13 protein-coding genes and 1 tRNA gene are annotated in these 16,133 nt (G+C 60.3%); 9 read left to right on the top strand and 5 right to left on the bottom strand.

What is annotated here, in order from left to right; all coding sequences use genetic code 11:
• Positions 1-24 precede the first annotated feature (24 nt).
• Entirely contained in the window at positions 25-879 is an 855-nt protein-coding gene (locus tag GPK94_RS08020) for an undecaprenyl-diphosphate phosphatase (RefSeq protein ID WP_207730553.1), read from the top strand.
• Positions 880-993: 114 nt separating this feature from the next.
• Here GPK94_RS08020 and GPK94_RS08015 read toward each other — a convergent pair whose 3' ends face one another.
• A complete protein-coding gene (locus GPK94_RS08015) occupies positions 994-1,473 on the bottom strand; it encodes a phage holin family protein (protein WP_101693508.1) in 480 nt (159 codons plus the stop codon).
• Between the two features lie 238 nt (positions 1,474-1,711).
• Complete coding sequence (locus GPK94_RS08010; protein WP_101693509.1) at positions 1,712-1,945, bottom strand: hypothetical protein; 234 nt, start codon at positions 1,943-1,945, stop codon at positions 1,712-1,714.
• Between the two features lie 241 nt (positions 1,946-2,186).
• Here GPK94_RS08010 and pepF point away from each other — a divergent pair, with 241 nt between their 5' ends.
• The 5 genes from pepF (at position 2,187) to GPK94_RS07985 (ending at position 6,527) form a co-directional block, all read left to right on the top strand.
• Positions 2,187-3,992 (top strand): oligoendopeptidase F, encoded by a 1,806-nt coding sequence (pepF, locus tag GPK94_RS08005; protein WP_215655474.1) that lies wholly within the window; start codon positions 2,187-2,189, stop codon positions 3,990-3,992.
• 151 nt (positions 3,993-4,143) lie between these two features.
• A tRNA-Ala gene (locus GPK94_RS08000) sits at positions 4,144-4,219 on the top strand.
• A gap of 197 nt (positions 4,220-4,416) precedes the next feature.
• Complete coding sequence (locus GPK94_RS07995) at positions 4,417-5,055, top strand: flavodoxin family protein (RefSeq protein ID WP_101693511.1); 639 nt, start codon at positions 4,417-4,419, stop codon at positions 5,053-5,055.
• 225 nt (positions 5,056-5,280) lie between these two features.
• Positions 5,281-6,057, top strand: coding sequence for a threonine/serine exporter family protein (locus GPK94_RS07990; protein ID WP_328821056.1), 777 nt, complete (start codon positions 5,281-5,283; stop codon positions 6,055-6,057).
• Entirely contained in the window at positions 6,054-6,527 is a 474-nt protein-coding gene (locus GPK94_RS07985) for a threonine/serine exporter family protein (protein WP_101693512.1), read from the top strand. The genes GPK94_RS07990 and GPK94_RS07985 overlap by 4 nt, the downstream gene beginning before the upstream one ends.
• A gap of 83 nt (positions 6,528-6,610) precedes the next feature.
• Here the strand turns inward: GPK94_RS07985 and rpoN are convergent, their stop codons facing one another.
• Together rpoN and GPK94_RS16015 are read right to left on the bottom strand one after the other, a co-directional pair.
• The gene (gene rpoN, locus GPK94_RS07980) at positions 6,611-7,693 is read right to left on the bottom strand and encodes an RNA polymerase factor sigma-54 (RefSeq protein ID WP_346728003.1); all 1,083 of its coding nucleotides are present in this window, start codon (positions 7,691-7,693) and stop codon (positions 6,611-6,613) included.
• 9 nt (positions 7,694-7,702) lie between these two features.
• Entirely contained in the window at positions 7,703-7,969 is a 267-nt protein-coding gene (locus GPK94_RS16015; protein ID WP_252192547.1) for a hypothetical protein, read from the bottom strand.
• 291 nt (positions 7,970-8,260) lie between these two features.
• Between GPK94_RS16015 and GPK94_RS07975 the strand changes: the two genes are divergently transcribed.
• Genes GPK94_RS07975 through GPK94_RS07965 form a run of 3 tightly spaced genes read left to right on the top strand, consistent with a single transcriptional unit; the run spans position 8,261 to position 14,531 of the window.
• A complete protein-coding gene (locus GPK94_RS07975; RefSeq protein ID WP_215655472.1) occupies positions 8,261-8,854 on the top strand; it encodes a TetR/AcrR family transcriptional regulator in 594 nt (197 codons plus the stop codon).
• A gap of 3 nt (positions 8,855-8,857) precedes the next feature.
• Entirely contained in the window at positions 8,858-11,311 is a 2,454-nt protein-coding gene (locus GPK94_RS07970; protein ID WP_215655470.1) for an MMPL family transporter, read from the top strand.
• A complete protein-coding gene (locus GPK94_RS07965; protein ID WP_215655468.1) occupies positions 11,295-14,531 on the top strand; it encodes a GLUG motif-containing protein in 3,237 nt (1,078 codons plus the stop codon). The genes GPK94_RS07970 and GPK94_RS07965 overlap by 17 nt, the downstream gene beginning before the upstream one ends.
• Before the next feature lie 56 nt (positions 14,532-14,587).
• Here the strand turns inward: GPK94_RS07965 and GPK94_RS07960 are convergent, their stop codons facing one another.
• Positions 14,588-16,126 carry an O-antigen ligase family protein gene (locus GPK94_RS07960; protein ID WP_195278315.1) on the bottom strand — a complete coding sequence of 513 codons (1,539 nt, stop codon included), beginning with the start codon at positions 16,124-16,126 and terminating at the stop codon, positions 14,588-14,590.
• Positions 16,127-16,133 lie beyond the last annotated feature (7 nt).

Here is a 16,133-nt window from a genome sequence, read left to right as displayed (position 1 = left end):
CCCGTCATATGAAAGGAGCGTCCCATGTTTATTCTGGAACTGTTCAAGTCCCTGCTGTTCGGCGTTGTGGAGGGCATCACCGAATGGCTGCCCATTAGCTCGACCGGGCATCTCATTCTGCTGGATGAGTGCATCCAGCTGCGCGTGTCCACCGAATTTATGGATATGTACCGCTACGTCATTCAGCTGGGCGCCATTCTGGCCGTCCTGGTCCTCTTTTTTCACAAGCTCAACCCCTTCTCTCCCCGGAAAAATACCTTGCAGCGCACCCAGACCTGGACGCTCTGGGGAAAGGTCGTGCTGGCCTGTATCCCCTCGGCCGTCATCGGACTGCCTCTGAACGACTGGATGGATGCCCACCTGATGACCCCCTGGGTGGTGGCTGCCGCCCTGATCGTCTATGGTGTGGGCTTCCTGGTCATCGAAAACCGGCATGCCGCCCCCACTCTGCGCCGCACGGACGATCTCTCCTGGAAAATCGCCCTGTACATCGGTCTCTTCCAGACCCTGTCCATCATCCCCGGCACCTCCCGCTCCGGCGCCACGATCCTGGGCGCCATTCTCCTGGGCTGTGCCCGCCCCGTGGCCGCGGAGTTCTCCTTCTTCCTGGCGATCCCCACCATGGTGGGGGTCAGCGTGCTCAAGCTGGGCTCCTTCTCTGCCAAAAAGCTGATGGCCGGTCAGGCTCTCTTTACCGGCGAAGAGGCTGCCATCCTGCTGGTGGGATTCGTGGTCTCCTTCCTGGTCTCTCTGCTGTGCATCCGCTTCCTGATGGACTTCGTCAAGAAGCATGACTTCAAGCCCTTTGGCTGGTATCGCATCGTTCTGGGTGTGATCGTGCTGCTCTTCTTTGGCGCCCGCGCCCTTCTGGCAGCCTGATCCATCCACTCCTGCTTGGCAGCTATCATATCTCAATAAGATTCTTATTGCACAAAAAAGATCCACCGTTCTCCCGGTGGATCTTTTCTTTTTAAGATACTTTTGCTCTGTATTCTATTTCTTCTCCTCCGTGGGGAGGCTTTCTCCTACCTGGTCCACCGCGTTCTTTCCCGCCTCCAGCAGCTTGGGCAGCCAGCGTGGGACCGGCGCGCCCATGGCCATGGCGTTCTCCCCGATGGAGCCAAGCTCCGTAATGCAGTACCACACCAGCACCAGTGGACAGACCAGTCCGCGGTAGGTCATGGGAAGCTGGATGACCGGAAGCTGGTCCAGCACCAGGCATAGCAGCAGATCCGCCCCGGCGGCCACTAAAACCACCACGATCATACCCGCCTTATGCCAGATCCCGTCCCGAGCGGTCTGGGAGGACCACTTTCCCGCCTTGGCCGCCGCAGCCGAGCCTGTGATATAGTCCAGGCACATACAGCCCAGCCAGCCCACAACGAGCCAGCCCAACCAACCCCAGAAGGCGGTCAGACCGCCCAACAGAGCGGTCCCGGCGGCTTTCCACGCTTTCACATGATTCAGATCCATATCCATCACCTCCTTTCACTCCACTTGTGCCATAGCACGGAACGGCCCGCCGCAGCCGCACTTCCTCCGGACCGGAGGCCGGCGCATCCCCTCTATGGCAATGCTATGCTCCGCAAAGCAAGAAGGTGTGCCGCGGCAGAACCTCTCGGTACGTCCCATGTTCCAATCCATCTCCATCGTATCTTCCTCTCTTTCCTCATTTCTCCGCCCTTTGGCGGTCCAATCTCCCCTCTTGGCTTCAGCAGATGTACTTGCGATTGCGCCAGTAGGACGGCTCATAGTAGTGGCGCAGGGTATTGCCGATCTCCCGTGTCTCCCGGAGCATCTGACGCAGCAGCCGAAGATCGTGCTCCATCGCCTTCTGCTCCTCGGGCAGCAGCTCCGGCAGGAGGCGGCTGCGGCAGGCAATATCCTGCTTCAGCCGCTCCGCCTCCTCCAGATACCGCTCCGATAATTCCAGCAGTGTTGCCATATACTCCTCCCTTTTAGCTCTTTTTAAGATACTTTTTACTTGAAAAAAAGAGCCACACAAAACCTTTCTTAAATATCTTGTCAGGATACCAATAGTATACTCAGCCAAAAGCATCTTGTCAAGATACTTTTGAGTTTTTCTTTGCCCATTGTGATATGCACTCCGCCGTGTTACCATACTAATCGTGTGGTGTACCCTGTTTTCCACCCCACCTTATCATTCTGAAAAGGAGGCTCTCTTCATGCCTGACCATAAAACGATCCCCCTCCGCAGTGAAATTCCGGAGGCCTATACCTGGAATACCGCCGACCTCTATCCCACGGATGACGCGTGGCATACGGATGCCCAGCTTCTCCGCACCCAGATCGACACCCTGGGCAGCTATGCCGGGCGTCTGGGTTCCGGCGCGGATACGCTGTACGACTATGTCACACTGGAGCAGGAGGCCGGCGAGCGGCTCTCCAAGCTGCTGGACTATGCCCAGCGCAAAAGCGACGAGGATACCCGCGTAGACACCTATCAGGCCATGGTGGGCAAGGCCATGTCCCTCTATGTGGACTTCCTGCGCGCCACCGCTTTTGAAACGCCGGAGGTCCTCTCCATTCCGGAGGAGCAGCTGGAGGCCTTCTATGCCCAAAAGCCAGAGCTGACCCTCTACCGCCGCTATTTCCACAACATCCAGCGCCGCCGTGCCCATACCCTCTCGGACGCCGAGGAGCGGCTCCTGGCCGCTGCCGGTGACATGGCCCAGGCCCCGGATGATATTTTCTCCAAGCTGACCGACGCCGATCTCACCTTCCCCCCGGCGGTGGACAGCCAGGGGGTGCAGCATCCTCTCTCCAACGCCTCCTACACCCTCCTCATGGCCAGCGAGGACCGCGCCCTGCGCAAGTCGGCCTTCGAGGGGCTGTATGCCTCCTACGGCGGAATGAAGAATACCCTGGCCGCCACGCTGTCCTCTCAGGTCAAGCAGCTGCAATTCTTTGCCACCGCCCGCAAATACCCCAGCGCCCTCTCCGCCTCTCTGGACGCCAATCACGTTCCGGAATCGGTCTATCACACCCTCATCCGCACGGTCCGGGCCAATTTGGACAAGATGCACCGGTATGTCCGCCTCCGCCGGAAGCTGCTGGGGGTGGATGAGCTGCATATGTATGATGTGTATGCTCCCATGGTCTCGGGCGGTGTTACGGCCTTTCCCTACGACCAGGCCAAGGAGACCGTCTACCAGGCCATGGCTCCCCTGGGGGAAGAGTACCAGGCCATCCTCCGGGAGGCGCTGGATCACCGCTGGATCGATGTGTACGAAAACGTGGGGAAGCGTTCGGGCGGATACATGTCGGGTGCCATGGTCCATCCCTATATTCTCCTCAACTATCAGGATGATCTGGACAGCATGTTCACCCTGGCCCACGAGCTGGGGCACGCCGTCCACTCCTACCGCTCCAACCGGGACCAGCCCACGGTCTACCGGGACTATGTGATCTTTGTGGCCGAGGTGGCCTCCACCTGCAATGAGGCCCTGCTGATGGAGCATCTGCTCGCCCGTACCTCCGACAAGCGCTCCCGCGCCGTCCTCATCAACCATTTCCTGGAGCAGTTCAAGAGCACCCTCTACCGGCAGACCATGTTTGCGGAATTTGAGCTGCGCATGGGCGAGCTCGCCGCCCAGGGGGAGACCCTGACCGCCGACCTCCTCTGCCGGGAGTACAAGGCCCTCAACGAGGCCTATTTCGGTCCCGACATGGTCTCGGATGACGCCATCGCCCTGGAGTGGTCCCGCATTCCCCACTTCTACTACAACTACTACGCCTTCCAGTATGCCACCGGATATTCCGCCGCCATCGCGCTGTCCCGCCGCATCCTCTCCGGCGGGCCCCAGGCCGTGGAGGACTATCTGCACTTCCTCTCCGGCGGATGCAGCCAGGACCCCATCGACCTGCTGAAGGGCGCCGGGGTGGATATGACCTCCCCCCAGCCCATCCAATCCGCACTGGACCTGTTCGATCAGCTGCTGGATGAGATGGAGTCCCTCATGGAGGCGTAATTTTCCCAAGGCTCCGGGCGGACAAATGGGTCCGCCCGGGGCCTTTCCAAATTTATCTGTTCTTTTTTCAATTTAGGGTTGACAAACGCTCCGTGAAACGCTATAATATTCAACGTTAAGTCGCCGATCCGGCGGCGCAGTAAGTAAATATGGGGGTATAGCTCAGCTGGGAGAGCGCTTGAATGGCATTCAAGAGGTCAGCGGTTCGATCCCGCTTATCTCCACCATGAAAAGACTTGAAACTTTGGTTTCAAGTCTTTTTTCGTTGGGCGCTCTGCTAAATTGCACAAGTTTTACCCTTCTCTTTTGGCTGCTCCTAGAAAATTTCACAGATACCACTTGCTTTTTTTTACACTTCGTCGTATACTCTTATTATGACTTTTGCCTTTTGGCAAACGGAGAATATGAAAGGTAGGGAATTCGGATGGACAAAGTCAAGCTTTTGTTGGTTTGCGGCAGTCCCCGCCCAAAGGCGCGTTCCGCCACCTACGCCGGTCTGATGGCTGCGATGGAGGGAGCTCAGAGCATCGATGGGGTCGAGGTGGAACTGGTGGAGCTCTTCGGCCGGAAAATCGCACCCTGTATCCATTGCAACAAGTGTCTGCGGGACGACTCGGACCGCTGCACGGTATTCCATGATGATATGGACGAACTGTATGATAAGTTCTTCCAGGCGGACGGCATCATCATCGGCTGTCCGGTCTATGATATGAATGTCACTGCCCAGCTGGCACAGTTTTACAGCCGCTTCCGCTCTTCCTGGAAGCTGAGCGTCGACAACACCTCTTTCTTCCAGTACAAGGTGGGCGCCGGTATCGTGGTGGGCGGAACCCGCAACGGCGGACAGGAGGCGGTGCTCCGCTCCATCCACAATCTGTTTTCCACCCACGGCATCAACATCTGCTCCTGCGGCGGCGGAATCTACGGCGGTGCCATGCTGTGGAATCCCGGTGACGGCTCCACGACCATGGACGATCCCATCGGCATCGATAACTGCCGGACGCTGGGCCGGAAGGTGGCCCAGGTGGCCAAGGCCCTCAAGGCCGGACACGAGATGGTGTAAAAAACGGCCGGGAACACACCCTTTTTCCGATCTGCAAAAACCGGGGACAGGCAGCCTGTCCCCGGTTTTTTTCACGTCTGTGTAGGGCACGGAGCTTCTCCCCCGCCCTGGTCGAATTCCTTGGAATTCGTTATGATACCGCCGGCTTTTTCTCCACTTGACAAAGCGGTCGGTTTCTAGTACCGTTATACCCGCAAAGGGAGTGGAAAAAGGAGTGGGGGCTCTGTGAGTCAAAAGGAATTGTTTGATCTGGTCCTTCTGTTGGGGGAGACCATGCTCTCCAACGGAGGAGAAATTTTTCGCACCAATGAGCTGATGGTCTACGCCGCCCGGCAGTTCGGTCTGCGGGAATGCAGCGTCTTTACCATCGCCAACGGTATTTTTGTCTCTGCCATTGTGGAGGGCGAGCTCTATTCCTGTCAGGTACGGCACATTCCGCTCACCCCCATCCACCTGGAGCGGGTGGAGGCCATGAACGATCTCTCCCGGCGGATTGCGGCCGGTGTGGTTGGTCCGGAGGAGGCCAAGGCCGAAGTACACCGCATTCGCGCCATCAAGGGCGCGGGGCCAGTGGCCCTCACCCTGGCTTCCGCTCTGGGCGCCGGCGGATTCGGTTTTCTCTTCGGCGGAAATCTGCGGGACTGCGCCATGTCCGCCCTGGCCGGGCTGCTGCTCTATGTGTTCATCCTCAATTTCTGCAACCGCTTCCACATCCGCAAGGTGATGACCAATATCCTCAGCAGTGCGCTGGTCACGCTGTTCTGCTGCGTGGCGCTCCACCTGGGGCTGGGAGACCATCTGGACAAGATGATCGTGGGCGCCATCTTCCCTCTGGTGCCCGGCGTGCCCCTTACCATTGCCGTGCGCAATTTTATGGAAAATGATTATATCGCCGGTCTGGTCCGTCTGACGGACGCCGTACTGGTCGCCGGCTGTATCGCGGTCGGCGTGGGCTGTGTCATCACGACCTGGAATACGCTCTTTGGAGGGATCGTTCTATGAATCTCACCCATTTTCTTCTGGAGCTGGTGGCCGCCGCGGTGGGTACCGTCGGCTTTTCCATTCTGTTTCAGGTAGCACCCCGTCATTTCCCCTTCTGCGGCCTGGTAGGGGCCATCGGCTGGCTGGTTTACCGGCTGGTCCAGTGGAGCTCCGACTCCACGCCTCTGGCCACCTTTCTGGCCACCCTGGTCCTGACTGCATGCGCCCGGTGGTTCTCCACCCTGCGGCGGACGCCCACCCTGGTCTTTCTCCTCAGCGGTATCTTTACACTGGTGCCCGGAGCCTATATCTACTATACCGCGTACTATATCTTTATGAACCAGCCGGATGAGGCGGTGGCCCAGGCCTATACCACGCTGATGTTTGCCGTGGCCATCGCGCTGGGAATTTTGGTGGGCTACTCGCTCCCCGCCCGGCTCTTCGGCTGGCGGCGCAACGTCAATCCGCAGGACGGAAACAATCCGCAATGACCTTCGCCCTCTGTTTAGAAAAGCGTCCCGATCTCCCTGTGTCGATACACAGTGGAAGATCGGGACGCTTTTTTCGATTCCGTTTAGGCAAAGAACTTTCGGCCGCTGGTACAGGGGATGTTCATCTCCTCCCGGTATTTGGCCACCGTGCGGCGGGAGATCTGACAGCCCTCCTCAGTCATCAGCTCACACAGATGCTGGTCGGAGAGGGGCTTATGCTTGTCCTCCTCGTCGATCAGCCGGCGCAGAAGGGCCTTGGCCGTATCGGGAGACATGCCCTCGCCGCCCTCCCCCAGCTTGCGGGAAAAGAAATAGGAGAGGGGATAGAGCCCCTTGTCACACTGGAGGTACTTGTCCTTCACTGCCCGGCTCACCGTGGACTCATGTACCCCTACCACCTCAGCCACGTCAGACAGCGCCAGCGGCAGCAGATGCCCCGGTCCCTGGCGGAAAAATTCCTCCTGGAACTTCAAAATACATTTCGCGCAGGACAGCAGCGTACTGCGCCGCTGCTCGATGCTCCGCATGACCCATTTGGCCTGGCGCACTTTATCGGACAGATAATTCTGTACCTCCTGCTCTCCGCATTCCCGGAGCATCCGGGTATAATACCCGCTCAGGCTCAACTCCGGAAAGCACTGGTCATTGGGATATACTTCAAAATGGTCATACTCCCACACCACCCGGAGATCGGGCGTGATGTAGTGGGGCGCCTCCCGACCGGCAAACCCCGCACCCGGGCGCGGATTCAGGGTGCGGATGCGGTCACAGGCCGTCCGCACCTTCTGGGCATCGGCTCCCACACGCCGGGCGATCAGGCCGTACTGGTTGCGGGCCAGCGGCTCCAGACACTCCTGGGCAATCCGCAGGGCAAGCAGATCTCTGGGATAGAGCCGCCGCAGCTGGATACACAGGCACTCGGACAGATTGCGCGCGCCCACCCCCGCAGGCTCCAGACTCTGGAGCTGACGCAGTCCCTCCTCCAGATCGGCCATCGGCAGACCGGAATCCTCGGCCAGGACTTCCAGTGATTCATCCAGCCAGCCGCTGCGGTCCAGACTCTCGGCCAGGAAGATCACACTCTCCCGGATGGCGGGATCCAACTCCATCCCGCGGATCTGAAAGAGGATGTGCGCATACAGCGTCTCCTCCTCCCCCTGGTCCACGCCGTAATTCTACAGCGGGCGGTCCTCGTCATCCTGCTGGTAATAGGTGCGGTTCTGTCGGTCATTGCTCTCCAGCCACTCCAGCTTCCGCCGGAGGAGCTCCCCGTCCTCTTCCCCCGAGTCAAAACGGTCCTCCCGCTCCAGCACCGGGTTCTCCTGAAGGGTCTTGTCCACAAATTCCATCAGTTCCTGTGTCCCCATCTGGAGGATCTCCATGGACTGCATCATCAGGGGAGAGAGCGTCTGTGTCTGTTTTTGTACAAGGTTCAGTTCCATTCATCTCACCACTTGGCGGCAGCCCCATGGCACCGCATCTCTTTCTCTACCAATTCTCTTGCTTTTTTGCCTAATAAATCCAGCTAATATACCGGATTCCTGCGCTATTCTCAACATAGTATAGCATGGCCCTCTACATATTTCAATTCCCATTTATGAGTTGGCACATAATTTGCTATTTTCCCATCCGTTTGATAAGATAATCTACATTCGTTGTTTATCTTGACATGTGTTGTTTTGCGTGCTATGCTATCTCACACCATCCCAGGCACACCGGAAAGGAGCATCCCTATGACGCAAACAATCCGCCGTTCCAAGGAGGACCTGCGGCAAAAACGTACCCGGCACCTGCTGGTGCAGGCCCTGGTCGCACTGCTGGAGGAGCAATCCTTCTCCTCCCTCTCCGTGGTGGACATCTGCCAGCGCGCCATGGTCCACCGCACGACCTTCTATGCCCATTTTGAGGATAAACAGGCGCTGCTGCACTATACCATCGAAAGCATCCTCCAGGAATTTGAGATCTCGGCAGCCTCTCCCTCCCTCTCTCCGCACGACTTCTTCCTGGCCGTGGCCCACAGCGCGCTGGTCTTCCTCAGCCAGCACCGCAGCCTGTTCCAGGTGGGACTGGGCACGCAGGATCACTTCGGCGCACTGGCGCTGGAATCCACCCTGTCTCAGCGCATGTCCCAACATCTGACTCAGCCCTCTTTTCAAGGTATTTTGGGCGATCTGAATCCCGAAATCACGGCCCATTTCTATGCCAGCGCAATGGCGAGCCTCGTCTACTGGTGGGTGGAGCACAATATGCCCGTGACCGAAGAGGTCCTGGTACGCCATCTGGACCGCTTTCTGCCCGGCCGGTCCGTCTGTGCGGAGAAAGGCTGACCGATGTCTCAGAGTAAAAACAGTGAAACCTTCCTCATCAAGCTCGCCCGCTTCATCGTAGACAAGCGCAAGGCGCTCTATCTGGTCTTTCTGGCGGCCAGCATCTTCTGTGCTGCTTCCATCAACAAGGTGCAGATCAACAATGACATCACCTCCTATCTCCCCGCCGACACCGAGACCCGCCGGGGCCTCACCATCATGGAGGAGGAGTTCGTCACCCTGGGCACCGCAAATGTCATGGTGTCCAACATCACCTTTGAGCAGGCAGACGCCCTCTCACAGCATATTTCTCAGATTGAAGGGGTCTCCGAGGTGGTCTTTGATCACACAGAGGAGCACTACAAGGACTCCTCCGCCCTCTTCTCCGTCACTTTTGACGGGGAGGAGACCGACCCCGATACCGTAGCCGCCATGGAGGCCATCAATACCCTTCTGGAGGGCTATGACGCCTATCCCTCCACCACGGTGGGCCGGGATATTTCGGTCAGCCTCCAGAAGGAGATGTCGGTCATTCTGCTCATCGCGGCGGCCGTCATCGTGATCGTGCTGACCTTCACCTCCAAGAGCTATATGGAGGTCCCCGTTTACCTCATTGTCTTTGCCGTGGCCGCCGTGCTGAATATGGGGACCAACTTCATCTTCGGCACCATCTCCTTTATCACAAACTCCATTGCGATCGTGCTTCAGCTGGCGCTGGCCATTGACTACGCCATCATCTTCTGCCACCGCTATATGGAGGAGCGGGACAACGGACTGGACGCCCGGGAGGCCGACATCACCGCCCTCTCCAAGGCCATTGTGGAGATCTCATCCTCCAGCCTCACCACCATTTCCGGTCTGGTGGCCCTGATGCTCATGCAGCTGCGCATCGGCTTTGATATGGGCATCGTCCTGGCCAAGGGCATCGTATGCAGCATGCTGTGCGTCTTCCTGCTCATGCCCGGTCTGCTGATGCTCTTCCATACCCCCATCGAGCGCACCCGGCACCGGAATCTGGTTCCCAAGATCACCTTCTGGGGCCAGGGCGTGGTCAAGCTGCGTTTTCTGCTTCCCCCCATCTTCCTGGTGGTGGTGATCGTCTGTGCGGTCCTCTCCAATGGCTGCGACTATGTCTTTATCGACACGGACACCGACTTTGACAACAAGCCGGAGTGGCGCATTGCCGACGAGAAGGTGGCCGACACCTTTGGCCAGACCAATACCATCGCCCTTCTGGTCCCCCGGGGCGACTACGAGAAGGAGGGCCAGGTCCTCCGGCAGGTGGAAGCCCTCCCCAACATCACCTCGGCCACGGGCCTTGCCAATATCGAGGTGGAGGACGGTACTTATCTGACCGACCAGCTCACCCCCCGTCAGTTTGCAGAGCTGGCCGGCGTGGATGTGGAGCTGGCCCGGCTCCTCTATCAGGCCTACGGCCTCTCCAACGAGGAATACGGGGCCATCTTCCAGGACGTGGACCAATACACAGCCCCCCTGGTGGACGTCTTTGAGTTCCTGCTGGAACAGAAGGACAAGGGCGTGGTCTCCCTGAGCGGAGAGCAGGCCCGGGAGGTGGAGGACCTCCAGGAGACGCTGGACGCCGGGCTCAAGCAGCTGCGGGGCGAACACTGGTCCCGCCTGGTCTTTGTGGCCGATCTCCCCCAGGAGGGCGAAGAGACCTATGCCCTGCTGGATCAAATCCGCACCATCGCCAAAGCCCACTACGGTGACGATGTGGTGCTGGTGGGCAACTCCACCAACGCCTTCGACCTCTCCAGCTCCTTCTCCGGCGACAACCTGAAGATCAGCATTTTGACCGCCCTGTTCGTCATGGTCATCCTGCTCTTTACTTTCAAGTCCGCCGGACTTCCCATCCTGCTGGTGCTGACCATCCAGGGCTCGATCTGGATCAACTTCTCCTTCCCCGCTCTCACGGGGACCAACATGTTCTTCCTCAGCTATCTGGTGGTCTCCTCCATTCAGATGGGCGCCACCATCGACTACGCCATCGTCATCACCAACCGCTATCTGGATCTCAAGACCCGGATGGACCGCAGGGAGGCGGTGGTCCAGGCCCTGAACCAGAGCTTCCCCACGGTACTCACCTCGGGCAGCGTCATGTCGGTGGCCGGCTTCCTCATCGGCAATATCTCCACGGACGCCACCATCGGCTCGGTGGGGCTGGCCCTCGGACGGGGTACTCTCACCTCCATCCTGCTGGTCATGACCGTCCTGCCCCAGCTCCTGCTGCTGGGTGACGCCCTCATTGAGCGCACCGCCATCACCCTCAACCGGGACCGGAAGCAGCGCTTCAACCAGGGCACCATGCGCCTGGACGGCCATGTCCGGGGCCATGTCTCCGGCTTCATCGACGGTGAGTTCAAGGGCGTGCTCCACGGCAGTGTGGACGCCCTCATCGAGAGCCATTACCAGAAACCCGATCTCTTACAGGAGGAAGACCATGAAGACCATCCTTAAACGTTCCGCGGCGGCGCTGCTCTCCCTGGTCCTCTGCCTGAGTCTGCTCCCTCCCGCCTGGGCTGCCGGGGATACCATTTCCATCTCCAGCATCACCGATTTTCTAGACTTTGCTCAGTCCTGCCAGAGCGACGCCTATTCCAAAGGGCTGACCGTGGAGCTTCAGACCGATTTGGATCTCTCGGGCAGCGGATTTACCTCCATCCCGGTCTTCTGTGGTACCTTCCACGGAAACGGCCACAAGATCACCCACTTTTACCACACCCAGCAGGGCTCCCAGGCCGGCCTGTTCCGCCGCATCGAGGCGGGCGCGGTGGTCTCCGATCTGACGGTGGAGGACGCCGTCCTCGCCCCCGATGGCTCCCGCTCCGATGTGGGAATTCTGGTTGGACAGAATCGCGGCACACTTGCTAACTGCACCGTCTCCGGCCAGGTGGAGGGTGAGAGCCGGGTGGGCGGACTGGCCGGCATCAACGAGGCCGGCGGCGTGATCCGCGGCTGCACCAACCAGGCCGAGGTAAAGGCCTCCGCCGACGCCGGCGGCATCGTCGGGCACAACGACGGGCTCGTGGAGCACTGTGTGAACCACGGTCCCGTCAACCAGGACGGCGAAGCCAGCGCACCCAGCAACACCGGCGGCATCGCCGGCCGTTCCACGGGCACCATCCAGTTCTGTGAAAATGACGCCGACCTGGGATACCCCCATCTGGGCTACAACACCGGCGGCATCGTGGGGCTCCAGAGCGGAGCGGTGGTCTCCTGCCGCAACACGGGGAGCATCTTCGGCCGCAAGGATGTGGGCGGCATCGTGGGACAGCTGGAGCCCCATGTGGAGCTCTCTTTCGGGACGGACCCCATGGAGGAGCTGGACGCGGCCCTCTCCAACCTCTCCGGGCAGATGCAGACCCTCTCTGACCAGCTCAGTAGCGCTGCTGGAGACGCCGCCCAGGACACCCAGGCCATCAGCGACGCCATGGACGCCATCCGGGATCGGACACATGCCGCCGGTACCGAGGGACTGGAAGACGCGGATGCCGCCATCCAGACCATCTATACTGCCTCACAGTCCATGGGCCAGGCCCTGGACCTCCTGCTGGACTGCACCGACTCCTTCCGGGCCGACGCCGAGCGGCAGCTCAGCGCCATGGACAAATCCATCTCGGACCTGCGCACCGCGGCCGATCACCTGGCGGGAGATGCCGATGCCGGTCTTACCGACGCCTTTGACACCCTGGAAGGCGACATCTCCCGCATCCAGCGGGAGGTGGACCAGGGGATCGGCGGCAATCTGGACGCCCTCCACCGCGATTTGGAGCAGCTCCAGAACTTTGTGAAAGATGTGGCGCGCATCGTCAGCGGGGATGGCTCGCTGAGTGAAAAGCTCGCCGCCCTGCGGGAGGCAGCCGATGCCATCCAGAGCGTGGACATCCGCGGCCATCTGGACGGTATCCGCACTGCCATCGGCAACATCGCCTCCATCAGCAAGAGCCTCAGCTCTTCCCTCAACCGCATCTATCAGGACACCAGCGATGACCTTCAGGAGGACTGGGACGATGCCGATGCCGCTCTCTCCGCCCTGGACAAGGCCACCGATGCCCTGCGGAAGAGCGCTTCCGCCTATGGGCAGTCCGCCAGTGACTCCCTCCATACGGTGAGCACCCAGACCGATCTCATCTCTGACACCCTCAAAGCCTATTGGGACACCGCCAGCGACAAGGGACAGAGTGCGGCCGACGACATTGATGTCCAGCTCTCCCTGATCCACGACCAGGTGGAGAAGATGACCAGCGGCGCCTCCTCGGTCAATCAGGACGTCCACACCACCACGACCGCCATCCTCACCCAGCTGGATGTGGCCCGGGCCGCCATCCGGGCGCTGACCGATCAGCCGAAAAAGACGGTGGAGGACATCTCCGCCGACCATGCGGACACCGGTCCGGGCCGAATCAGCACCTGTACCAATACCGGTGTCATCCAGGCCGATGCCAATGTGGGCGGAATTGCCGGAATGGTCTCCCTGGAGCTGGGGGAGGACCCGGAGCAGGATCTGGACCTGGAGGATGAGCAGGTCCTGGTGGACACCACAGTCCTGCTCACCGCCACCGTTCTGGGCTGCCGCAACGACGGAGATATCACCGCTAAAAAGGACTCGGCCGGCGGCATTGTTGGCCGGTGCGAGGTAGGCGCCATCCTCCAGTGCGTCAGCCGCAGCCGCGTGGAGACGGATGACGCCGGACAGGCCGGCGGGATCGCCGGGCTCTCCCGCTCGGTCATCCGGGACTGTGCCGCCCAGGCCGAGCTGAAGGGCGGCGACGCCCTGGGCGGGATCGCCGGCGAGGGCCGGGACATCTCCGGCTGTCTCGCCATGACCGTCATCGACAGTTCCGGCGAACAGCTGGGCGCCGTGGCCGGGACCGCCGACGGCACGGTCTCTGAGAATTACTTCCTCCAGGAAGAGCTGGGAGGCGTGGACGGCATGAGCTACACCGGCCAGGCCGAAGGGCTCTCCTACGAGGCCTTCTCCGCACTGCCCGATCTGCCCGCCGATTTTCTGGATTTCCAGGTCTCCTTTGTCTCCAACGGAACGGTGATCCGCTCCATTCCTGTGGAATACGGCGGCAGCATAGACCCCTCAGATATCCCTGACGTCCCCGTCTGGGAAGGGCGCTACGGCACCTGGGAGGACTTCCCCCAGGTCAATCTCCGCCGCAGCGTCACGGTCCATGCGGTCTATGACAACTGGACCACCACCATCTCCTCGGGCGGCACACAGCCCCTGCTCCTGGCCGAGGGCAGCTTTTCACCTGCAGCCCGTCTGAGCATTGCCGACTGGAGCTGTGACGCCGCCCTGCTCCCCTCCGGCCTCAAGGTGCTGGACAGCACTTCCTACGACATCACCGATCCCGACGCGGAGGTCCCCTCTCAGGTCACACTGCGCCTGCGCAGTGAGGATCCCTCCGCCCGGGTCTTCCTCATGGAGGACGGAGCACTGACCGAGCTGGATACCACCGTGGACGGCAGCTATCTGGTCTGTTCTGCGCCCTCCTCCGGTTCCCTCCTTCTGGCCGTGAAGCCGGGTCCCTCCCTCCCCCTGCTGATCGGCTGCGGCGGGGGCGTCCTTCTTCTGCTGGCCGGCGGCCTGCTCCTCTTCCGGCGCCGGCGCGGCACGCCCCGGAGCATTCCGGCGGCCGAAACCGAGCAACCTTCCGCACCGGTATAAGAACAAAGAGCGGGCCGTCTGCTTTCCGGCAGACGGCCCGCTCTCTTGCACTCTGTTCAGTTTTCCTCCCGGCGGGGCATCCGGGAGAGCTTTACGCAGGCCATGATGACACCCACCAGGAACCAGTAGATAAACATATTCCGGGGATAGAACCAGGTGTACTCGGCAAAGCCGATCACCAGAATCCCGCAGAAGGCTCCCAGTGCGGCGGCCAGCATATGGCGCACTCGCTTGTCCATGGTCTGATAGTACTGCTTCACACCGGTCTTGAGGGTGTAGGCCAGCACAGCCAGATAGCTCAAAAAGCCCCAGATTCCAGTCTCGCCCCACATCTGAAGGTAGTTGTTGTGGGTATGGATGGGGAAGCTTCCATCAAACATGGCCGGGTAAGCGTGGAAGGCCTGCTTCATCACGTCGGAGCCCAGGCCCACGCCCTTGTACCAGTAGTCGTTCATCAGATCCCGGGCCGCGTCGTAGATGGCAAAGCGGTACCGGGTGGAGGAATCCTTCATATTGCCGATGGTGAGGATCCGGTTATAGATGGTCTCCGGCAGGAAGGGGATGGCGCACAGGCCGGCCACCAGCATCACCGGCACCAGTCGCCAGTTCTCCAGGGCGATGAACACGCACACCGCCAGGGCCAGACCGATCCAGCCCGAGCGGGAGTAGGTCAGGCCGATGGCCGCCAAACAGGGCAGCAGCGCCACAAAGGACCAGAGTTTTCCACGCCAGGTCTTGGCGGCCATCAGAATTCCCAGATCCAGCGGGATGAGCATGACCAGAAGCTCGGCGAAGTTATTGGGGTTATCAAAGAAGGAGTAGACCCGCCCGGGCATGCCGTAGTTGACGGTCATATCCTGCTGGGAGGCCACGATCTCCACGCCCACATAGCCCTGATAGCAGCCGTACAGGGCGGCCACCGTGATTCCGGCCACCGCCAGCGCCACCATCAGCCGGAGCTGCTCATACCGCTTCACCGAGCTGACCACCAGCACCACGATGAGGAAGGAGATCACATGGAACGAGAAGAAGCGCATGGACAGGCGGGTGGACAGACTGGCCACCAGCGCGCAGCCGATGCACATGAGATAGAAGAGCATATAGGGCCCGAAGATGGCGCTCTCCAGATGATGCTTGGGCCGGGATGCGCTCCCCACCACAAAGAGGGCGGTCACACCCACCGCGCCCAGCAGGCCGTAGGCATTGTTCCAGATCTGGTGGGGGGCGATCAGCATCACCAGCAGGAAGAGGCCCATCAGGAAGAAGCTGGCCCCGCCCATGGCGGAGAGGGCACGGAAGACCAGGCTTCCGTCCCACACACCCTTCCCCACCCGGTAGATCCACCGGACCAGGGTACAGGGCAGATTTAAAATCAGGGTGAAGAGAGAGCAGGATACACTCTCCCGCCAGCTTTTGGGCAGGGTGCCCTCCCGCCAGACGAACTGGCACAGGGCGCTTCCCTGCACCCAGCGGCAGATGGCCCGGCCCATCCGGGCAAACACCCGCCCCACAGCGCTCTCCCCCCAGGCCCCGGCAAGGACCTGCCAGATCCCCAAAAGGAAGCGCAGCAAAATACTGTTTTCTGCAATTGACATGGGATTC

This window comes from Pseudoflavonifractor sp. MCC625 (assembly GCF_018784545.1).
GTDB lineage: Bacteria > Bacillota > Clostridia > Oscillospirales > Oscillospiraceae > Pseudoflavonifractor_A > Pseudoflavonifractor_A gallinarum.
Note: the sequence above shows the minus strand (reverse complement) of the source record. Positions and strands in the feature narration are given on the sequence as shown.